The sequence below is a fragment of the Serratia sp. X10 genome (assembly GCF_017811775.1).
GTDB lineage: Bacteria > Pseudomonadota > Gammaproteobacteria > Enterobacterales > Enterobacteriaceae > Serratia > Serratia ureilytica.
The window spans coordinates 333,760-355,548 of the sequence record NZ_JAEIOH010000001.1 but is presented as its reverse complement, the minus strand read 5'-3'; the positions used below and the strand labels follow the sequence as shown (position 1 = coordinate 355,548).

Genomic DNA, 21,789 nt, shown 5'->3' with positions numbered 1-21,789 from the left:
CCACCCCGGCGCCTGACCAGCGCCGTTTTTAAACAGAGGAAAGACCAAAAATGCCTATCTACATTTCACTTTTTGAGCCGAAGAAAAAGGCCCAGGTTAACGGCGCCGTACCGCTGGTGATCGCGTTGGAAGCTCCAAACAAGCGCGCGGCCGAAAGCATCGCCACCGGCAAACTGTACGAATCCTACCCGGAGGGCGGCGACAACTTCTTCAATCCGAAAACCGTCGAAGATCAAACTGGACACCCTCGCCCGGCTGTCGGTCAGTTCGATGAAAAATTTGCCGCTGATAACGTGTTCGACGGCAACGCGTGGACGCCAAAAGAGCCAGATCCAGAATTGCCGGCCGGGCCTATCGACCTGATGGCGCAGCCTGCGGATATTCGGATCGCCGCCGTCGTCATGTACTGCAACACCGAGATCGATAACCATCAACTGTCGATGGCTGCGGATTTCATCAACGACGAAGAAACCCCGGACGATACCGGCATGCGCGACCTAATCACTGGTCTGCAGTCGGTAAAAGCGGTCGGTGCAATGTCACCAGAGGCGATTTTGCGGCTGGCGCAGGCTGTCATTCAGAGCTTTGGGGATGATATGCCGTCGCATGACGATGTTGTCGAGTTTGCTCAGGCCTGGGTGGATAATCCGCGCGATCGCGAAAACTTTACTCAAACCAGCACCAGCACCAGCACCAGCACCAGCACCGACAATACCGGCGGTGCGGCCGACTACAACACCCTGAGCATGCACACCGCACTGTCGATCATGGGCGTTAATCCTGCGGATGCGAAAGCGGCTGACGTGAAGAACGCCAAAGAGATTATCGCAAACCGCGATAACGCTTGGCGCGCGTGGGACAAAACGCTGCGTGTGATCGTCGGCATTCTCAACGTCGAAACGGACGTGCGCCACGGCATCATTTCCGACGGCCTGAAAAACCTCAAGCTGATCAGCGACGACGCAGAACGCCTGCACTTTGTGAAATCCCGTCTTGCTGGTCACCCTGCATGCGCCGAACTGGCGAACTATGGCAAGGGCGACGAGAAGCCGGTCGAGGTGGCCAACCTTGGCGGCGGCCGCTTCTCTATCGAAGGTCTGATCGGAAGCGGTGAGCAGCAGCATACGGATCCAGACACGGCGCAACCTGCCGCCTCAAATCAGGGTGAAAAAACGGAAGTGGCGCAGCAGCAGGTTACCGACGCCGCGGCTGCGCAGGCCAAGCAGCAACTGGATCAGATGGGCTATGGCGTTTACGCCAACGCGCCAGCGGAGAAATCCCCGCAACTGCAGCAGGCGGAAGAAAACGCCGACCGCGCCGAAGCGCTGGCGCAGCAGCTGAAAGCCGACGATTTCCAGCAGCGTGCCGCGCAGGTTGCGCAGGTGATCGCCGAGCAGCCAGCGGAGGCCCAGCAGAATCTCGATATCTGGAAGCGCGTTATGCGCACAGATCCTCGATATACGAAGCCGATCGAGGGGGCTGGCTATGTAGGTACAAGCATCAACAGCGAATACATGTTTATGCGCGCAACCGAAATTTTTGGCCCTATCGGTACGGGCTGGGGCTTTGACATTGTAGAGGAGAAGATGATCGCCGGCGCACCAATGAGCGAGGCCGTATTCGAGGGCGGGAAAATTATTGGTAACCGCATTCTTCGCGATGCCGACGGCTCTATCTTGTTCGAGCAGAACCACAGCCTGCTGATCGAGTTTTGGTATGTCCTGAACGGTACCAAAGGCCGAGTTACGGCATATGGCGCCACGCCATATATGTACAAAACGAAACGCGGTTTTATGGCTGACGGTGAGGTGATGAAAAAGAGCCTCACCGACGCGATCAAAAAGTCGCTGTCCATGCTGGGCTTCTCCGCCGACGTGTTCCTGGGTTGGCATGACCTGCCGGAATATCGCGAAGAAAACGCCACCGAGTTCGCGATCAGAAATGCCAGTGACAAGGCCGAAGACGTAACGCGCCTGCGTGAAGAACTGGACGAGAAGCTGGCAAAAGTCGCCGACACCATCACATCTGCTGTAACAGTCAACGAGGCCAGTAAGGTTCACGCCTCCATCGCTCGCGAGGTCGAAACGCATCGCAAGGCCGCTGAGGAAAAAGGCGATGCCGATCACGCCAAGTACCTGACCGGCCGCCTGCGCCGCCTGACAACCCTGAAAGATGAACGTATCGCCGCGCTGACCGAGGAGAAAGCATAATGAGTATTAACGCCATTGCATTAGCAGCTGATTACGCCAAGTTTCAGGAGCTGATCGAAACCTCCGACGATCTGACGCCGGAGATGATCGCCGACACGCTGGAAGGTATCGAGGGGGCGCTGGGCGACAAACTGGACGCGGCTTTTATCCACGTTCGTAATATCGAGGGGCAAGCCGACACGCTGGCGGCTGAAATCAAACGCCTGACAGACCGTAAAAAATCATTCGAGAACCGCGCCAAGTCGATCCGCAAGTATGTGCTGGCGTGCCTGCTGGCCAGCGGCCAGGGCTCCATTAAAACCACCGCAAATACCTTCACGGCGCGCAAAGGATCCGCCGGTGTGGTGGTCGACAATGCCGACCTGTTGCCGGATGAACTGGTGACGGTGCAAACGGTGGTAGCGCCGGACAAGAAAGCCATCAAAGAGGCAATCGAGAACGGCGTGGAAGTCAAAGGCGCGCATATCGAAATCGGCGAACCGTCGCTGCAGGTGCGTTAATCATCCGGCCCCGGCGACGGGGCCAATACTGAGGATCTCACATGCTGAGAATGTACCTGGCCAAAGGCGATGCGGTGCACGTGACCTTCCCTGACGGTACCACCGGAATCATTGAGGCCGAGAGCCGCGGCGAACTGGCTTTCCACTTCCCGCAATCTGTACGCCTGACACGCGAGAAAGAAGCCTTTAAAAAACCGATTACGCCTAATCAGAAATAACCACCCCCGCCATGTTTGCATTGTTGGAAACCACACAACGGGGAACAGCAATGCAACCATGGCAACCAGGCGCCCGCCTACTCTCTGATTTCGATATCAAGATCGGCCGGCTATCTGCCAGCGTCAGAAAAGCGACGCTGAGCGATGACGATATCGCCCGGGCGTGTCGTGTGACCGACGACGCAATCGCCCAATCACTGAAGCTGAAACTGAGGAAAGACCATGTCCAACAAATTGATCCAGGGGAGTTGCAATAGTCATCTTCCAAACACAATCAACAACACTAGCCACGCCGTATTTTTGACCTTAGAGGAATGGTGCAATAGCACTTATCCTGGGAAAAAACCGTCATTGCAAACTCTTCAGCGCTGGGCTCGAAACGGCAATTTTTACCCGGCGGCTGAAAAACACGGTAAGCAATACAGGCTTGTACCTGGTGCCATATACATAGACCCAAGCGATCCTCGCTTAGGCAAAAAAATAAAAGAAGCTCGCAGCATCGAGCCAGCAAGAACAGCGTTTATGGAGAAAGTGATTAATGACTCGGCAAAGGGGGGAGTATGACATGAGACTGCCTAAAAACCTGACATTCCGCCGAAACCGGAACGCGTTCTACTGGCGCAATCCAGTCACCAAAAAGGAGATCTCTCTCGGTCAGATTTCGCGACGCGAGGCTATCGCCCAGGCGATTGAAGCCAACCACTATATCGAACAAAATTACTCTCCCGTTCTGCTCCTGGAGAAAATCAAGGGCAGCCACGAATACACGCTAAACGCCTGGCTCGATCGGTACGATGTCCTATTCAAGCGGCGAGAACTTGCCGAGAACACATACAAAGTGCGCGCCGGCCAAATTGCCATTATCCGGGAGCGCCTGGGCGACATGGTGCTGACAAAAATCACGACACGCCACATCGCCGAATTTCTCGAGTTTTGGATCGCCCAGAACAAAAAGACAATGGCCGCAACCATGCGATCGGTGCTGTCTGATATTTTCCGCGAGGCGATCGTGGAAGGTCACATAGAAAATAACCCTGTGACCCCTACCCGCGCGGCGAAAGCTGTCGTGATGCGCGAACGTCTGGAACTGAAGCAATACGGGCCGATTCGAGAGGCCGCGGAAACAATGCCGCCTTGGTTCTGCCTGGCGATGGATCTCGCTCTGGTCTCCGGCCAGCGCCGCGAGGATCTGACACAAATGCGCTTTAGCCATATCGTTGACGGACGCCTGCAGGTTGAACAAGGCAAGACAGGGGCTTTGCTCTCCCTCCCCCTTGATCTTGAACTGAAATGCATGGGCCTGCGGCTTGGCGCCGTTATCGACCGATGCCGATTGGTCAGCACGACGGACTTCATGATCAGCGCCGGCATCAGGAAAAATAGCCCAGATGGTTCGATCCATCCCGACGGGTTAACGAAAAAATTTGTCGCCGCGCGGAAAGCATCGGGTTTGGAGTTTCAGGAAAGCCCACCGACGTTCCACGAGATCCGAAGCCTGTCCGGCCGCCTGTACGAAAAGCAGAACGACAAGGCATTTGCTCAAAAGCTGCTGGGGCATACAACGGAAATGATGACGCTGAAATATCTCAAAACGAGGGGGAAAGAGTACGTGATGCTGTAAAAGACCGAATATCAAAATTCGGACATATTTCGGACATTTTCGGACAAGCGAAAATAAACCCTTTAAAATCAACAACTCAAAAAAAGACCGAATACGATTCCTATATTCGGTCTAGGGAAATGGCTCTTGGGAGAGAGCCGTGCGCTAAAAGTTGGCATTTAATGCAGGGCTTGTTCAGCCGTGCACTTTAAGAGTAGCCTACCGCGCCAGTTTTGCCAGCCGCCCGGCGGCCGCGTGATAGTTTCGTGACGAAATAACTATGCGGCAAATGCGCATCAATCTGCGCGCGCTGGGCAAGGCGTTGGCAAACAAGCGGTTAGTCAGCGCACAGCTTCTCGGCGCGTTCGATAAACGGCGCCATGCTCATTTTCTTCCCCGGTTCAGCGGGATCGTCCAGCAGGATCACGTCCAGCGGCTGCGCGCGCTGATGGCCCTTCTTCACCTGCTGCTCCGCCGCGTCGTTGAGCGGGTATTGCATCAGGGTGCTGTTATTCAGCACGAACAGCGCGCCGCCGCTGCGGCACTGCAGCGTCACCTCTTCCTTGGTGAACGCCCACTGTTTGCCGTACTCCAGTTTGGTGATGTTAACCAGTTTGTCTGCCGCCAGCGCGCCGGTCGCGGTTGCCAGCAGCGTAATGCCGAGTAATACCGATTTCATGTGATGGCCTTAAGGTTGCTATTCGCGTCGATTTTCCCGCAGCTTGCCGGCCTGCGGCAAGCTGAAATGTCAAACCGGCGCATAGGTTGCAAATAAACTGACCAGCAGCAGCACCGCCATCCCCAGCCCGACTTCGAGCCAGCAGGCCAGCACCACGCCGCGCTGCGCCAGCGCCAGCGCCGGTACGCGGCTCATCGCCGGCACGATGGCGTAGCGATTGGCCAGCGCCACCATCACCATCAGCGCCACCAGCGCGGTTTTGATCAGCAGCAGGCGCTGATAAGGCGAGCTGAGATTAAGCGGCCAACCGCCGAGTATGATCAGGCTGTTGACGATGCCGGTTACGATCACCGCCGCCACCGCCAGATGCCCCCAGCGCGAGAAACGGATCAGCGTGGTGATGGCGTCGCTGCGCCATTGCGGCGGCTGCAGATAGCGCAGGCAAACCAGCAGCGGCGCCAGGCTGCCGAACCAGTAACCGGCGGCCAGCAGGTGCACCGCATGATTGGCGCGGTGCAGCGCGCCCAGCGCGCCTTCGTGCATCGCCGCATGGCCGATGAACGCCAGGCTCACCAGCAGCAGCGCCGAGCACAGCGCCAACGCCTGCGCGCGCGGCCGTTCAGGCAGCAGCAGGCTCAGGATCGCCAGCAGCGACAAGCCCAGATGCCAGCGCCACACTTCGCCGAAGGTGGTGCCGAGCACCGCCCACCAAACCTCCAGCCGCCAGGCGTCATGCCAACCGTCGCCCATCTGCCCGGCCTGAATGGCCAGCAGCGCCACGGCGGAAAGCCCGGCAGCCCAGGTGCCGGCAAGCAGCAGCGAACGCACATCGCGGGAAAGGATCGGGGAAAGGCGCTGCGGTGCCAATAAGGCGGTGAACAGACTGATGCCAAACATCAGCATCACCGCCGCAAAGTGCACCAAGCGACACAGAACGAACAGAGTCGCCAGACTCACGATCAGTTTACGGTGAAGCTGTACTGGCCTTTGGTTTTATGCCCGTCGACCGAGACCACATGCCAGCTGACGTTGTATTTGCCCGCGCTCAGCTCGCCGTCGATCGGCACGTTGACCTGGGTGTTGTTGTTCGGATCGAGCTGCAGCTTGCCGGTTTTCACCACGGCGTTGTCCGGGCCGGTGATTTTCACGCCGCTGAAGTTCGGCTCGATGCCTTCGGAGAAGCTGAGGGTCAGCGCCTTCGGCGCCGGGCTGACGCTGGCGTCGGCCTTCGGCGTTTCCACTTTCAGGTGGGCGTGCGCCAGCGCTTGCTGAGAAGACAGGCCAACGAACAGAACGAAAACGGTGGAAAGCAGGCGACAGGAGGAACGAATTTTACCGATCACAGTGGTATCCCTTAACAGTATAAAGAGGGTCATAAGGGTTAGGGCCACAGCCAAGGCGATGTATCAGCGGCCCCAACCCACCGCAAATGATTGCGCCACGGGTAAACAGAAAAACGGGTTGTATCGGCTAACCCGCTGTTTTGACTCTACCATCCCTGTAGCGTATCGCGGTAAATCATAGCGAGCACGCCTCAGCAAGTCGAGCGCATCACTGGCATTTTGCGATCCGGCAGCACGTATCGCCGCATAACCGCGATAAACGCAGGGTAAAAAAAACCGCGCGTCAGGCTCGCCCGCGCGCGGTTTTTCAATGCTCAGTCAGGGATCAGGCCTGGCCGTTGCCGCCCTGGCCCATCGCGCCCATTTTCTTCAGGTCTTTATCGATGAAGAACAGGCCTTTGCCGCTGGTGCCCACCAGCGCCAGCTTATCCAGCACGGATTTGAACAGTTTCTCTTCTTCATGCTGCTCCGCCACATACCATTGCAGGAAGTTGAAGGTGGAGTAATCGTGAGAGGACATTGCCGCGTGCGCCAGCTCGTTGATCTGACGGGTGATCAGCTTCTCGTGTTCGTAGGTCTGCTCGAACACGTCCGCCAGCGACTCAAACGCCACCGGCGGGGCCGCGATGGTGCCCAGCAGCGGCAGAGAGCCGGTGTCGCTGAGGTAGTCGAACAGACGTTGCATATGCTGCATCTCTTCCTGAGAGTGCTCTTTAAGAAATGCGGCGGCGCCTTCAAAGCCTTTGTCGCTGCACCATGCGCTCATCTGCAGATACAGGTTGGCGGAGTAGAACTCCAGATTCAGTTGCTCATTCAGCTTTTGAGTCATTTCTTGCGTCAGCATAATCATTCCTTTTATTTTGCAGGTCATGAATTTAATTTTCGCGCATTATGCCCTGTCGCCGTAAAAATAAAAACACCTTATTTACATTCAAACCAAATCAATTACAAAAACAAATTATATCAATAAGTTAAAATATCATAAAATCATTGGTAATTAACATGAGAATTATTTAGATCTTTTATTTTAATCAAAAAGCGAATCATTCTTATTTAAAAGAATAAATAGATTACATTACTCTTGGATAAATATCGCCCGCCGCCGCGGCGCAACGGGCTTGCCAAGCGCCGCCGGGTGGATTACCTTCTGCGCAGATTCAATGCGGCAAAGTAAGGAGCATAAGGTGGGTTACAATCTGGCCGAGTTGTCCAAAGAAGAAATGGACAGGGTGAATGTGGATCTCGCCGCCTCAGGCGTGGCGTACAAAGAGCGTTACAACATGCCGGTGATCCCGGAAGTGGTGGAGCGCGAGCAGCCGGAGCCGCTGCGCGACTATTTTCGCGAGCGCGTGGCGCACTACCGCGCGGAATCCCACAAGTTTTCGCGTCTGCCTTACGAACCGAAGACCAAATAACAAAACCCGCCGTTACGGCGGGTTTTTCGTGTCACTTGCCGGCGAACCGGTCGGTGGCGATCATCAGCTGGTGCAAAATGCCCGGTTCATCAAACGAATGCCCCGCCCCTTCCACGATATGCAGCTCCGCCTCCGGCCAAGCCTTGGCCAGATCCCAGGCGTTCTGCACCTGGCAGGCCATGTCATAGCGGCCGTGGACGATCACCGCCGGGATATGGCGGATCAGCGACACGTTGCGCAGCAGTTGGTCATCGCTCTCCAGGAACCCCAAATGCGTGAAGTAGTGGTTTTCAATCCGGGCAAACGCCAGCGCGAAATCATCCTCGCCAAACGAAGCGGATTCACGGCTTGGCAACAGCGTCACCGTTTCCCCTTCCCACACGCTCCACAGTTTGGCCGCTTCGAGCTGCACCTGCGGATCGGCTGAAGTCAGCCGCTGCCGATAGGCGGCAATCACGTCTTTGCGCTCGTCATCCGACAGAATGGACAGCACGCGCTCCCACTTGTCCGGGAAGAAGCGCGAAGCGCCGTCCTGGTAATACCAATGCAGCTCCTGCTTGCGCAGGGTAAAGATGCCGCGCAGCACCATTTCACTGACGCGCTCCGGGTGGGTCTGTGCATAGGCGAGCGCCAGCGTAGATCCCCAGGAGCCGCCGAACACCAGCCACTGCTCGACGCCGGCCATTTCGCGCAGCCGCTCGATATCGGCCACCAAATGCCAGGTGGTGTTGTTGTCCAGACTGCCGTGCGGACGGGAGCGGCCACAGCCGCGCTGATCGAACAGCAACACCTTGTAGCGCTCGGGATCGAACAGCTGGCGATGATGCGCAGAGATGCCGCCGCCCGGCCCGCCATGAATGAAGACCGCCGGTTTCCCGTTCGGGTTGCCGCTCAGCTCCCAGTAGATCCGGTGGCCATCCCCAGTGTCCAGCCAACCGCTGTCGTATGCCGCTAACGGCGGGTACAAACCTCGTAATTGTTCCATGGCGCTTTCCGTCTCTCTGTGAGTCATGCTTTCATCAAAGCGGAAGCCGCCCGGCAGGTCAACGGTAAAACCTGAAAACTCGAACGCGCGCCGGGAACTCGGCGCGCGTTTGCTCAAAATCGCAACGACCCGCCTGCAAAACACCCACAGGCCCGATCAGTTCACGCCTTGTTACGCCTACACGCCTTTACGCATATGCGGCTCGCGCATCTCCTGTGCGGTTTTCGCCTCGATGCTCAGTTCCGCCGTCGGGCGCAACATCAGGCGCGCCAGCCCGATAGGTTCGCCGGTTTCCCGGCAGTAGCCGTATTCGCCGTTCTGCAACCGCGCCAGCGCCGCATCGATTTTCGGCAGCAGGCGGCTTTCGCGATCCAACTGGCGGAACAACAGGCGCAGCTCTTCTTCGCGCGCCGCCTTGTCGGCTTCATCGCCCGTCGCTTCGCCGCTGTCGATCGCCTTCTTCAGCTCATCGATGTGCAGCAGCAGTTTTTGCCGCTCATCCTGCAGCAGCTGGCGGAAAAAAGCCCGTTGAACCGAGTTCATGTAATCAGAATCCGGCATGGCCAGCAGTTGCTGCGCATCCGGTAATGTCATCACTGTCATAGCGTTCTCCGAACCTTAAAAGTGTAACATTATAACATAATAATTATTTTAAGCACCCGGTCATCCAAAAACAAAATTTCACGTGCAAACAGCCGGTTACATACTACTTGCACTTTGTCGCTTGCATCCTGTCGGCTTTAGGCGGTTAATGGCTGAGCAAGCCACCCAATCATAGGTAACGAGAGGCCATCATGAGTAAGGGAATGGATAGCAAAAAAAATGCGAAGAAGAAGCCGTTGAAAACCCCAGCAGAGAAACGTGCGGAGAAACGCGCCAAAAAAGCGCATCCGTCTGGTGAGTAAGCGTCCTTCCAGCCGTCATTAAACCCGCCAAGGCGGGTTTTTTATTGCCTTACCGGAGAGATGGCCAATGCCCTGCTTCACCCTCGCCGCAGCCCAATACCCCGCCGCTGCGGCCAATATCGCCTGCAACCTTGAACGTCACCTTGAATTTGTCGCGCAGGCAGCCGAACGGCAGGTGCAACTGCTGGTTTTTCCCGAACTGTCGCTAAGCGGCTATGAGCTGGCCGATGCCGCCGAATTGGCGCTGACGCTGGGCGATCCGCGTCTGCAACCGCTCGCTGCGGCGGCGCAATCGCATCAGATGACGATCATCGTCGGCGCGCCCTTGCGCAGCGGCCAGGCGCTGCATATCGCCGCCTTGATCTTTCCCCCCAACGGCGCGGTGGCCGCCTATACCAAGCAACATCTGCACGGCGCGGAACAGCAACGGTTCTTGCCCGGTAATGGCGGCACGCTGCTGGAAATACATCGGCAACGCATCGCGCTGGCTATCTGCGCCGACACCTCGCAACCCGGCCACGCAAGCGCCGCCGCGCTGGCGGGCGCGCAGATTTATGCCGCCGGCGTGCTGATCTCTGAAGCCGGTTACGCGAAAGACAGCGCCGCGCTGGCAGGCTATGCCCGTCGTTATGGCATGGTCACGCTGATGGCCAACCATGCGGCGCCGACCGGCGGCTGGATCCCGGCGGGCCGCAGCGCCATCTGGGATGACACGGGAGCGCTTTTGGTTGCCGCGCCGGATGATGCCCCTGGTCTTATCATCGCCGACAAGGCCCGCGACGGTTGGCACGGCCGCCTGTGCCGGTTAAGCTGAAGCCTGACGGCAACGCGGAGGAAAGCATGACGTTACGCGTAATAGATACCGAGACCTGCGGGCTGGACGGCGGCGTGGTGGAAGTGGCCTCCCTCGATCTGCTCGACGGCCAATTGACCAACCCGATGAGCGACCTGATCAGCCCGGACCGCCCCATCAGCCTCGACGCGATGGCGATTCATCACATCACTGAACAGATGGTGGAAGGCAAACCGCGCATTGCGGTGGCGATCGGCCGCTATCAGGGTAGCCCCTACTATGTGGCGCACAACGCCGCCTTTGATCGCGGGGTATTGCCGGAGATGAACGGCGCCTGGATCTGCACCCTCAAGCTGGCGCGCACGCTGTATCCGGACATCAAGTACGGCAACCAGTATTTGCGCTACGCGCTGAATCTGGACGTGCAGTTGCCGGCAGACGCCACGCTGTACCCGCACCGCGCGCTGTATGACTGCTACGTCACCGCCGCGCTGCTGCAACGCATCATCAAGGATTCGGGCTGGACGCCGGAGCAAATGGTGCAGATCACCGAACAGCCGGTGCTGCTGAAGAAGTTCAAGTTCGGCAAGTATCGCGGGCAGGAGATCGACCGCATCGCCCAAGAGGACCCCGGCTATCTGCGCTGGATGCTGAAATCCATCGACGATCTGAGCCCGGACATGAAGCACACGCTGAAATACTATCTGATTGGCTAACACAGCGGGCGGCGCAGGCCGCCCGCCGCACGCTATTATTCCGCCAGCGCCAGAATGAAGGCGTACTCCAACGCAATATCCTCATAGGCCTTGAAGCGGCCGGATTTGCCGCCGTGGCCGGCATCCATGTCGGTATACAGCAGCAGCTGCCGATCGTCGGTTTTCAGCTCGCGTAGCTTGGCCACCCACTTGGCCGGCTCCCAATACTGCACCTGCGAATCGTGCAGGCCGGTGGTCACCAGCAGATGCGGGTACTCCTGCGCTTTCACCTGATCGTACGGGCTGTACTGCTTGATGTAGTCGTAATAGGCCTGCTCGTTCGGGTTGCCCCACTCGTCGTATTCGCCGGTGGTCAGCGGAATGGACTCATCCAGCATGGTGGTCACCACGTCGACGAACGGCACCTGCGCCACCACGCCGTGGAACAGCTGCGGCGCCTGGTTGATCACCGCGCCCATCAGCAGGCCGCCCGCGCTGCCACCCATCGCGAACACCCGCTTGCCGTCGCCGTACCCCTGGGCGACCAGCGTTTCGGTCACGTCGATAAAGTCGTTGAAGGTGTTCTGCTTGTTGAACAACTTGCCGTCTTCATACCACAGCTGCCCCAGCTCGCCGCCGCCGCGAATGTGCGCCAGCGCGAACACGACACCGCGATCCAGCAGGCTCAGGCGGCTGGCGCTGAACGCCGGATCCATGCTGCTGCCGTAAGAGCCGTAGCCATACACCATCAGCGGGTTGGCGCCGCGCTGGAAGCTGTCCTGGCGATACACCAGCGAAACCGGCACCTCGACGCCGTCGCGCGCCTTCACCCACACCCGCTCGCTGCGGTAGTTTTCCGGCGTGAAATTCTTCACTTCCTGCTGTTTGAGCATCGTCCGCTCGCCGCTGTCCATGTTCAGCTCGTACAGCGTGGTCGGGGTGGTCATCGACGAATAGCCGTAGCGCAACAGCGCGGTTTCCGGATCCGGGTTGTACGCCAGCCAGGTAGTGTAGGTCGGATCGTCGAAGGCGATGCGCTTCTCTTCGCCGCTTTGCCAGTGGATCTGGCGCAGCAGCGTCAGGCCAGCATTGCGCTCTTCCACCACCAGCCAATCGCGGAACAGGCTGAAGCCCTCCAGCATCACGTCGGCGCGCGGGGCGATCAGCGTCTGCCACTGCGCTTCGTCCGCCTGCTCGCTCTGGTACAGGCCGAAGTTCTTGCCGTCCTTATTGGAGCGAATATAGAAATGCTGGTGATAGTGATCGATGGCGTACTCGTGATCCTTGCGGCGCGGCACGAACAGCTGCGGTTTGGCGTCCGCCCGATCGGCGTCCAGCAGCAGGATCTCCGAGGTGGTGGTGCTGCTCAGGTGGATCAGAATAAAGCGCTCGGAGGTGGTCTTCTCCAGCCCAACGTAGAAGGTATCGTCCTGCTCTTCGTAAATCAGCTCGTCCTGCTGCGGATCGCTGCCGACTACGTGGCGATAAACCTGATACGGCAACAGCGTCTTGGCGTGCTTGCGCACGTAGTACACCGTCGAGGAATCGTTGGCCCACTCGAAGCTGCCGGAGGTGTTTTCCAGCACTTCGTCGGCCCAGCTGCCGTCAGCCAGGTTCTTGAAGCGAATGTCATACTGGCGGCGCGACAGGAAATCCTCCGCCACCCCCAGCCGCTGATTGTCGGGGCTGACATCCAGCCCGCCCAGGGTGTAAAACTCGTGGTTCTCGGCGCGTTGGTTGCCGTCGATAAGCACATCCCACTGCTCGCTCTCGGCCTGCGGCTGGCGCACATAAATCGCGTATTCGTTACCCGACTCGTAGCGCGTCTGATAGCGATAGCCGTGGCGCACGTAAGGCACCGAATGTTCCTGCTGCGGGATGCGCGCCACCATCTCTTCGTACAGGGTTTCGCGCAGCGCCTGCTGCGGCTTCAGCATCGCATCGGTGTAGGCGTTCTCCGCCTGCAGGTAGTCCAGCACCTGACGGTCTGCGCGCTCATCGTCGCGCAGCCAGTAGTACTCATCCACGCGCGTATCGCCGTGGATAGTGATGGGATAAGGCCGTTTTTCCGCTTTCGGTGGGGTCATCATTGCTAAATCATCCGCTTACATAGATTGCGGCAAGAGTGACACGATTCCCCCCGGCTTGCCAAGCGGCGCTATGCCAGCTCGCGCTTTTTCTCGTTGACGTCGCTCTCGATGCCCTGCTTAACGTCCGCCGGGATCTTCAGCGCCTGCGCCAGCGCATCAAGATAGCCGCGCTCCATAAAGTGATCGACGTCGATCACCAGGCAACTCAGGTAATAAACCTCCAGCGCCTCGTCTTCGTTTTGCACGCTGCGGGCGATTAACTCCGGGTTGAGCGGTTGGTCGAGCGCTTCCTGCACCCAGCCCTGCGCTTCTTCCCCCACCTGCAGTTGCGCCAGGCTGTGATCGATGGCGCGCTGCTCTTCGGCATCGATATGGCCGTCGCTTTTGGCGGCGAACACCAGCGCCTGCACCAAACGCTTGGCGCGCAGATCCACCGGCGTGGTTTGCAAACCGAACTGCGGTTCGTCCTGATGGGTCTCTTTCACCCTCTGCTTGTACTTGTTCCACAGCACCGCACCCACCGCCGCGCTGCCGCCGATAATCAGCGCATTCTTGCCGAACTTGCCCACCAGCTTGCGCGAAGATTTGTTGGCCAACAGCACGCCGACCAGGCCGCCCAGCGCCGTGGGCGCCAGCAGCTTGCCGATGCCTTCTGCCCCGCCCATCGCGCCGGCCTTCTGCCCGATCAACGTTTGAATCTGCTGCATCCAGTTACTTTTCATCATCTACCCCTTGCGTGAGAAAACGCGGCGCGCAAGCGCGGCCGAACCGACGTTAAACCGCCAGATTAGGGGATCTTTTGTCAATTTACGTCCGGGGGATGCAAACCTGTGTTTAGCGGGCCGGGTGGCCCGCCAGGATGGCTGCGGCGTTACGCGTCTTCGTCGCCCGCTTCATCGTCCTGCTCGTACTCGGCCAGCTCGTCGCGCATCGCCTGGATGGCGTCGCGGGTCATCAGCGCCAGCGTGCGGTAGAAACCGGTGGTGGCGTGCGCTTCCACTTTGCCGAGGAAGCGGCCGCACCACGGCAGCAGGAACTCGTCGAACAGCGCGATCTGCGCCTGCGCTTCATCTTCCTGCGACTGATCTTCCAGCCAGGACGCCGCCAGCAGCAGCTGGCCGAAATGGTCGGCCGGCGCCTCAGCCAGCGGCATGCCGCGCTGCTGCAGGAAGGCGCGCACTTCAGCCTCGCTTGCGCCTTCGACATAGTCGGAGCGGAACGGCGGCACGCTGCATTCGCTGCCGACGAACATCGCATTGAAGTCGGTCGCCAGTTGGTTGACGTCGCCGCCCTGCTGCAGGCGCTTGAGCAGGTCATCCTGCTCCAGCGGCCAGTGCTGCTGCAGCTTGCCCTCTTTAATCAGCGCGAACAGCGGCACCAACAGCGGATCCTGCGGCTGGCGGTAGAACAGCGTACCCAGCACGCGGCAGACAATCGAAAACTCATTCATGATAAAGCCTTATTCAATACGGAAAATTTTGCCGGGACGATGTCACAAATCGGCCAATTCCGCAATCGCCGGCTTGCCGCGCCGCTCGAGAAAATCCAGCAGCCGGCGCGGGCTGACGTTGAGAATGCGCGCCTGCGGGAAGCCCACCTCTTCGATAATGCGCTCGCAGTGCTCAAAGTTACCCAGCGAAAAGGCGACGTGCGAATCCGAGCCCAGCGCCAGCCAGCCGCCGGCGTCGCGCACCGCGGCGGCGATCGCCCGGCAGTTGGCCTCGCTGCCCTTGCGGGAGTGGGTGAACGACGAGTTATTCAGCTCCAGCGCCACCTCGTATTTGGCCGCCGCCGCCGCGACGGCGGGAATGTCGATCGGATAACGCGGGTTGCCGGGGTGGCTGATGATATGCACGTCCCCCTGCGCCATCGCGGCGATCATCGCTTCAGTATTGGACGCTTTATCCTGCGGCGCAAACACCGGCTCATGGAAACCGGCGATGATCACGTCGGTGGCGGTCAGCATCGGGCCGGTGCAGTCGATGTCGCCCTGCAGGTTTTTGATGTTGGCTTCGATACCGCGCAAAATGCCCACGCCGTTCACCTGGCGCGGCCACACGTGCATGTTCATGAAGTGCCAATAGTGTGGCGCATCGGCCATGTCCGGGCCGTGATCGGTGATGGCGAACAGCTTGATGCCCTTCTGCTGGGCTTCGGCGATGTAATCGTGCAGCGTGCTGTAGGCGTGGGTGCTGGCGACGGTGTGCATATGCAAATCAACGGGGTACATTGTTTCTCCTTCCAGAGGGCCCGCCCGCAAAGGTACGGGCAGGCGCGATGACGATAACAGCTTATCAGTTACCGAACGGCGGCTGAAGGATCAGTAACCCCGTTGCCTGTCGACCACACCGGCCGGGGCATGCCCCGCCTCCAGCGCGCGAATGTTGGCGGCGATCTGATCCATCGCCTGCTGCGGCAACGTGATGGCAGCAATATGCGGGGTAATGGTGACACGCGGATGACGCCAGAATGGGTGATCCTGCGGCAGCGGCTCGCGGGCGAACACGTCCAGCGTGGCGGCGGCCAGTTGCCCCTGCTCGAGCGCCGCCAGCAGATCGGCTTCCACCAGGTGCGCGCCGCGCGCGATGTTGATGAGGTAGGCGCCCGCGCTCAACTGTGCGAATAGCTCGCGGTTGAGGATGCCAACGGTCTCCGGCGTATTGGGCAGTAGATTGATGAGCAGTTTGACGCCGTCGAGGAAGGCCGCGCGCTGCGCCTCTCCGGCGAAGCTTTGCACGCCGTCAATCTGTTTGGCGCTGCGGCTCCAGCAACGCACGCTAAAGCCAAACTCGGTCAGCTTGCGCGCCACGCTCTGCCCCAGCACGCCGGCGCCGAGGATGCCGATGGTGAAATCATCCAGCGAGTGCGGATCGAGCGGCTGCCATTCCTGCCGCTGCTGCAACGCCTGATACTCGTCGAAACGGCGGAAATAGCGCAGCATATAGCTCAGCGCATATTCCTGCATCTGCTGCGCCATGCCGGTATCCTCCAGCCGCAGCAGCGGAACGCCGGCGGGCAGCGTGCCGGGGTGTTTGCGCTCCTGATCGAGAATGGCGTCGACGCCGGCACCGAGGGCGAACACCGCTTTCAGATCGCGGCGGTTGGCTAACATCTCGTGCGGCGGGCGCCATACCAGCGCGTAATCCGCCGGCCGCTCGTCGCCGCGCTGCCATTCGCGGATCTCGGCCTGCGGCAGGCGTTGCTTGATGCCGGTCAGCCATTCCTGGGCGTTAAATAAGGGATGGTAATAGATGATGTTCATACTGCGGGCTCCCGTTTGTTTTTATTGGTTTTCCTTCAGCCTTCCGCGATTCATCGCCGGATGCAAGCGTTAAAGCCCAAAATAAAAACAGCCCCGACCAGTGGGGCTGTTGTGCATGTGCGCAAAATCAGGCGGCAGACGCGCCGTCGCGCCGGATAAGACGCCGCAGCAGCGGAATTAAAATCAGCATCGCCACGCCGACGCCCGTCGCCCCCCAGCCCAACGCGCTGAAGATTTCGCTGTAGCCGGGATTGGTTTGCAGCGGCGTACTGCCGCTGTTTTCCGGCATCAGGCCGGATACGTAGCCCGCCAACACCGAAGCGACGCCGGTCACCATCATCCAGCAGCCCATCATCACGCCCTGATAGCGCGGCGGCGCCAGCTTGCCGATCATCGCGTAACCGATCGGTGAGATCATCAATTCGCCGACGCTTTGCAGCACATAGCTGATGACGATCCATTTAAACGCCACCAGCCCGTCGCCGCCCGCCATGCTGATGCCCAGCGGCAATACCAGCATGCCGAGCCCGATGCAAAACAGCGATCCGGAGAACTGCAGCGGAATGTCGATGTTGCAACCGCGGGCGCGCAGGCGGTTGAACCACCAGGCCAGCAGCGGGCCGCCCACCACGATCACCAGCGTGTTGATGTTCTGGATCCACTGCGGCGCCACCTGAATGCCGTAAACGTTCAGATTGATGTTGTGCTCGGAGAACAACATCAGCCCCATCGGCGCCAGCTGATACAGCGCCCAGAACACCAGCGACCCCAGCGCCAGGATCAGATAGGCCGCCATTCTGCGGCGCTCATCGCGCGGATGGTGGCGCAGCGTCACGACGCACAGCATCAGGAAGATCAGCGCGCCGAGCACGATCACGAAATGGCCGCTGAACTCGGCGTGGGTCAGCATCACGCGGATAATCGGCACCAGCGCCACCAGCACCGCCAGCCCGACCAGCATGCGCCAACGGTATTGACTGCGACTGGCATCGTGCAGCGGCGTATTGAGATCCGCCAGAATCCGCCAGCGGCAGACGGCGACGATGATCGCCGCCGCATTGCCCAGCGTGGCGAACAGGAACAGCGCGCGATAATTTTCCGTCAGTTGGAAATACCCGGCGACGGTAAAGCCAACGAAGAACCCGAGGTTCATGCCGGCGTAATTCCACAGGAACGCCGATTCGCGCCGATCATCGTCCGGTTTGAAACGCTGGGTGAGCATCATATTGATGCAGGTCACGTTGAGACCGCTGCCGGTCAGGAACATCGCCAGCCCCCAGTACAGCCCCCACACGCCCGCGACGGCAATCAGCGCGCAGCCGAACACCTGCAGCACCATACCAAGCACGAACAGGTTGCGGTTGCTGAGGAAACGGCCGCCGAGGTAGCCGCCGAACATGTGCAGGCCATAGTTGAAGGCGCCGAACACGCCCATCATGGCGTTGGCGCTGCTTTCGTTGAAGCCCAGCCGCTTGGTGGCGTACAGCACCAGCGTAGAGTAAAGCACGGCGAAGCCCAGCGTGGCGAAGATCTGGATGAAGAACAGCGCTCCCGCACCGGGCGGAATGGCATGGCGCGCTTGCGGCGCCGGCATGGCTTCTGAAGGAGTCAAAACGAACCTCTACTGCATTATTATGTAATGAGTCTGTCCCTGTCTGCGGTATCGCCGGCCTGTCACCCGGCAATCTGCGCGGCGACGTGATGTTCCTTGCCAAAAACGCCGCGCCGACATGATTCCATTTAGCGACACATCTGACTAATAATCCAGTATTAATGCATATAACATCAAATAGATCGTTATCACTGGCGATATATTGAGCTACTCGCACAAAAAAAGGTCAAACAATCATCTTTCACGCGTTTTGAACGTAGTCCGCCCTGCCCGCCGGTGACCAAGAGAGGGAATATCGTTCGGTAAATCAGCAAATTGCTGCAAGTTTGGCTAAACAGTCATGAGAATGAAATAAGAGGGTTGACGCTGAGATCAGATTCTCCTACATTAGCGCCGGTCGACAGCGCAAGGCGTTATCGGCAACAAAACGGTGAGGTGTCTGAGTGGCTGAAGGAGCACGCCTGGAAAGTGTGTATACGCGAAAGTGTATCGAGGGTTCGAACCCCTCTCTCACCGCCAAATTCAAAGAAAAAGCCTGGATTCGCGTCCAGGCTTTTTCTTTTGCATGGCGCACCGCCGAGAGGGGTGAGAAGCCTCGACAGGGTTCGACAAAACGCCCGCGTTTTGGACCGCCAACGGCGGCCCGCAGGGTGAGCGCAGCGAATCAACCCCTCTCTCACCGCCAAATTCAAAGAGAAAGCCTGGATTCGCGTCCAGGCTTTTTTTTGCATGGCGCACCGCCGAGAGGGGCTTTCGCAGCGCATCTCCCACCCTCTGTGACCGTGATTCCCATTTACGCCGGTTATCCACGAACCTTACCGCTGATGTTCTCGCTCTTTCATGGCTTCCGCCGTGCCGTTCGCCGCAGTTTTCAGCAAAGTGCGCACAGCTTGAGCGGACAAACAAAAACACAGAAATTATTCTTGACCGGATCGGCCCCACTCCCTATAGTAGCGCCCCGTTGCAGCGATGATTTCGCAACAAAAAAATATGGTGAGGTGTCCGAGTGGCTGAAGGAGCACGCCTGGAAAGTGTGTATACGCGAAAGTGTATCGAGGGTTCGAATCCCTCCCTCACCGCCATATTCTACGAAGAAGCCTGAACTCACGTTCAGGCTTTTTTGTTTGTATAGCGCACCGACCGGGAGGGTGAGAACCCTCGACAGGGTTCGACAAAACGCCCGCGTTTTGGACCGCCAACGGCGGCCCGCAGGGTGAGCGCAGCGAATCTATCCCTCCCTCACCGCCATATTCTACGAAGAAGCCTGAACTCACGTTCAGGCTTTTTTGTTTGTATAGCGCACCGACCGGGAGGGTAAGAACCCTCGACAGGGTTCGACAAAACGCCCGCGTTTTGGACCGCCAACGGCGGCCCGCAGGGTGAGCGCAGCGAATCTATCCCTCCCTCACCGCCATATTCTACGAAGAAGCCTGAATTCACGTTCAGGCTTTTTTGTATGCATAGCGCACCGACCGGGAGGGTGAGAATCCTCGACAGGGTTCGACAAAACGCCCGCGTTTTGGACCGCCAACGGCGGCCCGCAGGGTGAGCGCAGCGAATCTATCCCGCCCTCACCGCCATAAAAAAGCCCGAACGCAAATTCAGGCTTTTTTATTCCCACTGCCAAACCGCTCAGTGGTGCGTGCATCTCACCGCCGTCGGCTGCGCCAGCGCGCGGCGCCAATCGCCCGGCGTTTGGCCGAATTGGCGTTTGAAGCTGCGGTTGAACGACTGCTGTGAGTCGAAGCCGAGCGAGATCGCCACGCTGACGATCGGTTCGCCGCTGTTGGCCAGGCGCTCCGCCGACACCTTCAGTTTTTGCATGCGGATATACTCCCCGAGCGCATAGCCGGTCTGGCGCTTGAACATGCGCTGCAGATGCCATTTGGAGTAGCCCGCGCGGTCCGCTACGGTGTTGATATCCAGTTTTTCTTCCAGATTGTTGTCGATCCACGTCTTCAAATCGGTAATGAAACCCGTCGTGTTCATGCTGATGCTCCCATCATGTCGGCAGGGTCAATCACTGCCCAGTGCGCATACGTTGCAACAGTTTCGCTTTAAATGCAATTTTTATTATTGCATTTACCAGAAGGCCGCCTCTATACTCCACCCAATTAATGTAACCGATATTGATACATTAATGTGACACCAATATGTTTCAAAACCTAACGTTGCGCCATGACAAGGCGCGGCGCCCCTTCCGCCGAACGCCGGCATGAAGGGAAAAGCCCGGAAAACAGGGCTGGGTATGGGGCCAGACAGCGCTTACTTATCGGAATAAAAATAATGCCAAATCAACCAAACTCATCGTTCAACGCCGGCGGCCGCACGCGCGCCTTCGCTCTGGGCCAGCGGCTCTCCGGGGTGGCGCTGCTGGCCGCCCTGCTCGCCGGGTGTGACAACAGCGTCGCGCACAACGCCCCGCCACCGCCGCCGGTGGTCAGCGCCGCCAGCGTGGTGGTCAAACCGATCAGCCAGTGGGATGCGTTCAATGGTCGGGTCGAAGCGGTGCAAAGCGTACAGCTGCGCCCGCGGGTTTCCGGCTACATCGAGCGGGTCAACTACACCGAAGGCGACGAGGTGAAGAAAGGCCAGGTGCTGTTCACCATTGACGATCGCACCTACCGCGCCGCGCGCGAACAGGCACAGGCGGAGCTGGTGCGGGCGCGCAATCAGGCGGCGCTGGCGCGCAGCGAATCCTCGCGCACCGAGAAGCTGATCGGCACTCAGGCCATCTCGCAGGAAGTGTGGGAACAGCGGCGTTCGTCCGCCGCGCAGGCGCAAAGCAACGTGCTGGCGGCGCAGGCCCAGCTCGATATGGCGCAGCTTAATCTCGACTTTACCCGCGTCACCGCCCCGATCGACGGACGCGCCAGCCGCGCGATGATCACCGCCGGCAATCTGGTCACCGCCGGCGACAGCGCCAGCGTGCTGACGACGCTGGTATCGCTCGATAAGGTTTACGTCTATTTCGACGTGGATGAGGCGACGTTCCTGCGCTATCAGCAGCAGGGCCGACACGACGCGCGCCTGCCGGTGAAGGTGGGCCTGGTGGGCGAAGACGGCACTCCGCATCAGGGGCTGGTGGACTTCACCGACAACCAGTTGAACGCCGGTACCGGCACCATCCGCATGCGCGCCCTGCTCGACAACCGCGATCGCCGCTTCACGCCGGGGCTGTTCGCCCGCGTGCAGATGCCCGGCAGCGCCGAGTTCAACGCCATGCTGATCGACGACAAAGCGGTGATGACCGATCAGAACCGCAAGTTCGTTTACATCGTCGATAAAGACGGCAAGGCGCAGCGCCGCGACATCGACGTGGGCCGGATGGCCGAAGGTATGCGCATCGTGCAAAAAGGCCTGGCGAGCGGCGATCGGGTGATCGTCGACGGCATGCAGAAAGTGTTTATGCCGGGCATGCCGGTCGACGCGAAAAGCGTCGCCATGACCACCACCGCCTCCGCCCTTAACTAAGCTCCCAG

23 protein-coding genes, 2 tRNA genes and 4 other RNA genes are annotated in these 21,789 nt (G+C 59.1%); 16 read left to right on the top strand and 13 right to left on the bottom strand.

Features of this window, described 5'->3' with window-relative positions; genetic code table 11:
* Positions 1-50: 50 nt before the first annotated feature.
* From J9788_RS01815 to J9788_RS01790, 6 genes are read left to right on the top strand one after another with little or no spacing between them, the layout of a single operon-like run.
* Entirely contained in the window at positions 51-2,210 is a 2,160-nt protein-coding gene (locus J9788_RS01815; protein WP_182264685.1) for a hypothetical protein, read from the top strand.
* On the top strand, positions 2,210-2,710 hold the full coding sequence (locus tag J9788_RS01810; RefSeq protein WP_077038959.1) for a siphovirus Gp157 family protein: 501 nt from the start codon (positions 2,210-2,212) through the stop codon (positions 2,708-2,710). The genes J9788_RS01815 and J9788_RS01810 overlap by 1 nt, the downstream gene beginning before the upstream one ends.
* Positions 2,711-2,751: 41 nt before the next feature.
* A complete protein-coding gene (locus J9788_RS01805; protein ID WP_168166355.1) occupies positions 2,752-2,928 on the top strand; it encodes a hypothetical protein in 177 nt (58 codons plus the stop codon).
* A 50-nt stretch (positions 2,929-2,978) separates the two neighbouring features.
* The gene (locus tag J9788_RS01800) at positions 2,979-3,185 is read left to right on the top strand and encodes a hypothetical protein (RefSeq protein WP_182264686.1); all 207 of its coding nucleotides are present in this window, start codon (positions 2,979-2,981) and stop codon (positions 3,183-3,185) included.
* Positions 3,151-3,492: an excisionase gene (locus J9788_RS01795; protein ID WP_080437611.1), complete on the top strand. Its 342-nt coding sequence runs from the start codon at positions 3,151-3,153 to the stop codon at positions 3,490-3,492. The genes J9788_RS01800 and J9788_RS01795 overlap by 35 nt, the downstream gene beginning before the upstream one ends.
* Positions 3,467-4,549 (top strand): tyrosine-type recombinase/integrase, encoded by a 1,083-nt coding sequence (locus J9788_RS01790; protein ID WP_060450651.1) that lies wholly within the window; start codon positions 3,467-3,469, stop codon positions 4,547-4,549. Before J9788_RS01795 ends, J9788_RS01790 begins: the two co-directional genes overlap by 26 nt.
* A gap of 316 nt (positions 4,550-4,865) precedes the next feature.
* Here the strand turns inward: J9788_RS01790 and J9788_RS01785 are convergent, their stop codons facing one another.
* The 4 genes from J9788_RS01785 to ftnA all read right to left on the bottom strand — a co-directional run bounded on the left by J9788_RS01785 (position 4,866) and on the right by ftnA (position 7,394).
* Positions 4,866-5,207, bottom strand: a complete 342-nt coding sequence (locus tag J9788_RS01785; RefSeq protein WP_016928154.1) for a YebY family protein — start codon at positions 5,205-5,207, stop codon at positions 4,866-4,868.
* Between the two features lie 69 nt (positions 5,208-5,276).
* Positions 5,277-6,164 carry a copper homeostasis membrane protein CopD gene (gene copD, locus J9788_RS01780; protein ID WP_182264687.1) on the bottom strand — a complete coding sequence of 296 codons (888 nt, stop codon included), beginning with the start codon at positions 6,162-6,164 and terminating at the stop codon, positions 5,277-5,279.
* A 2-nt stretch (positions 6,165-6,166) separates the two neighbouring features.
* Positions 6,167-6,583: a CopC domain-containing protein YobA gene (gene yobA / locus J9788_RS01775; protein WP_046899289.1), complete on the bottom strand. Its 417-nt coding sequence runs from the start codon at positions 6,581-6,583 to the stop codon at positions 6,167-6,169.
* A 292-nt stretch (positions 6,584-6,875) separates the two neighbouring features.
* On the bottom strand, positions 6,876-7,394 hold the full coding sequence (gene ftnA / locus J9788_RS01770; RefSeq protein ID WP_033642716.1) for a non-heme ferritin: 519 nt from the start codon (positions 7,392-7,394) through the stop codon (positions 6,876-6,878).
* Between the two features lie 340 nt (positions 7,395-7,734).
* Between ftnA and J9788_RS01765 the strand changes: the two genes are divergently transcribed.
* Entirely contained in the window at positions 7,735-7,965 is a 231-nt protein-coding gene (locus J9788_RS01765; protein WP_046899288.1) for a DNA polymerase III subunit theta, read from the top strand.
* A 31-nt stretch (positions 7,966-7,996) separates the two neighbouring features.
* Here the strand turns inward: J9788_RS01765 and pip are convergent, their stop codons facing one another.
* Both pip and dksA read right to left on the bottom strand, forming a co-directional pair.
* Positions 7,997-8,950, bottom strand: coding sequence for a prolyl aminopeptidase (gene pip / locus J9788_RS01760; RefSeq protein WP_182264688.1), 954 nt, complete (start codon positions 8,948-8,950; stop codon positions 7,997-7,999).
* A gap of 177 nt (positions 8,951-9,127) precedes the next feature.
* A complete protein-coding gene (dksA, locus tag J9788_RS01755; RefSeq protein ID WP_033652008.1) occupies positions 9,128-9,553 on the bottom strand; it encodes an RNA polymerase-binding protein DksA in 426 nt (141 codons plus the stop codon).
* A 369-nt stretch (positions 9,554-9,922) separates the two neighbouring features.
* Here dksA and J9788_RS01750 point away from each other — a divergent pair, with 369 nt between their 5' ends.
* Together J9788_RS01750 and exoX are read left to right on the top strand one after the other, a co-directional pair.
* On the top strand, positions 9,923-10,669 hold the full coding sequence (locus J9788_RS01750; RefSeq protein ID WP_182264689.1) for a carbon-nitrogen hydrolase family protein: 747 nt from the start codon (positions 9,923-9,925) through the stop codon (positions 10,667-10,669).
* A gap of 26 nt (positions 10,670-10,695) precedes the next feature.
* Positions 10,696-11,364: an exodeoxyribonuclease X gene (gene exoX, locus J9788_RS01745; RefSeq protein WP_033644251.1), complete on the top strand. Its 669-nt coding sequence runs from the start codon at positions 10,696-10,698 to the stop codon at positions 11,362-11,364.
* A gap of 35 nt (positions 11,365-11,399) precedes the next feature.
* Here exoX and J9788_RS01740 read toward each other — a convergent pair whose 3' ends face one another.
* The 6 genes from J9788_RS01740 to J9788_RS01715 form a co-directional block, all read right to left on the bottom strand.
* A complete protein-coding gene (locus J9788_RS01740) occupies positions 11,400-13,433 on the bottom strand; it encodes a S9 family peptidase (RefSeq protein WP_182264690.1) in 2,034 nt (677 codons plus the stop codon).
* Between the two features lie 68 nt (positions 13,434-13,501).
* Complete coding sequence (locus tag J9788_RS01735) at positions 13,502-14,155, bottom strand: tellurite resistance TerB family protein (protein ID WP_046899353.1); 654 nt, start codon at positions 14,153-14,155, stop codon at positions 13,502-13,504.
* A gap of 149 nt (positions 14,156-14,304) precedes the next feature.
* Positions 14,305-14,883, bottom strand: coding sequence for a molecular chaperone (locus J9788_RS01730; RefSeq protein ID WP_046899285.1), 579 nt, complete (start codon positions 14,881-14,883; stop codon positions 14,305-14,307).
* Positions 14,884-14,925: 42 nt separating this feature from the next.
* A complete protein-coding gene (locus J9788_RS01725; RefSeq protein WP_046899284.1) occupies positions 14,926-15,663 on the bottom strand; it encodes a phosphatase in 738 nt (245 codons plus the stop codon).
* Positions 15,664-15,753: 90 nt separating this feature from the next.
* On the bottom strand, positions 15,754-16,695 hold the full coding sequence (gene ghrA / locus J9788_RS01720; RefSeq protein ID WP_182264691.1) for a glyoxylate/hydroxypyruvate reductase GhrA: 942 nt from the start codon (positions 16,693-16,695) through the stop codon (positions 15,754-15,756).
* 127 nt (positions 16,696-16,822) lie between these two features.
* A complete protein-coding gene (locus J9788_RS01715) occupies positions 16,823-18,289 on the bottom strand; it encodes a peptide MFS transporter (RefSeq protein ID WP_046686867.1) in 1,467 nt (488 codons plus the stop codon).
* Positions 18,290-18,736: 447 nt separating this feature from the next.
* Here J9788_RS01715 and J9788_RS01710 point away from each other — a divergent pair.
* From J9788_RS01710 to J9788_RS01685, 6 genes are all read left to right on the top strand, one after another.
* A tRNA-Ser gene (locus tag J9788_RS01710) sits at positions 18,737-18,826 on the top strand.
* Positions 18,827-18,871: 45 nt separating this feature from the next.
* Positions 18,872-18,992, top strand: a non-coding RNA gene (locus J9788_RS01705) — RtT sRNA.
* 307 nt (positions 18,993-19,299) lie between these two features.
* Positions 19,300-19,389: transfer RNA gene (locus tag J9788_RS01700), tRNA-Ser, on the top strand.
* A 46-nt stretch (positions 19,390-19,435) separates the two neighbouring features.
* A non-coding RNA gene (locus J9788_RS01695) (RtT sRNA) lies at positions 19,436-19,555 on the top strand.
* Between the two features lie 46 nt (positions 19,556-19,601).
* A non-coding RNA gene (locus tag J9788_RS01690) (RtT sRNA) lies at positions 19,602-19,721 on the top strand.
* A 46-nt stretch (positions 19,722-19,767) separates the two neighbouring features.
* Positions 19,768-19,887: non-coding RNA, RtT sRNA (locus J9788_RS01685), on the top strand.
* A 52-nt stretch (positions 19,888-19,939) separates the two neighbouring features.
* Here the strand turns inward: J9788_RS01685 and J9788_RS01680 are convergent.
* Positions 19,940-20,296 carry a helix-turn-helix domain-containing protein gene (locus J9788_RS01680; RefSeq protein ID WP_033642706.1) on the bottom strand — a complete coding sequence of 119 codons (357 nt, stop codon included), beginning with the start codon at positions 20,294-20,296 and terminating at the stop codon, positions 19,940-19,942.
* Positions 20,297-20,593: 297 nt separating this feature from the next.
* Between J9788_RS01680 and sdeA the strand changes: the two genes are divergently transcribed.
* Positions 20,594-21,781: a multidrug efflux RND transporter periplasmic adaptor subunit SdeA gene (sdeA, locus tag J9788_RS01675; protein WP_182264692.1), complete on the top strand. Its 1,188-nt coding sequence runs from the start codon at positions 20,594-20,596 to the stop codon at positions 21,779-21,781.
* The last annotated feature ends 8 nt before the right edge of the window (positions 21,782-21,789 follow it).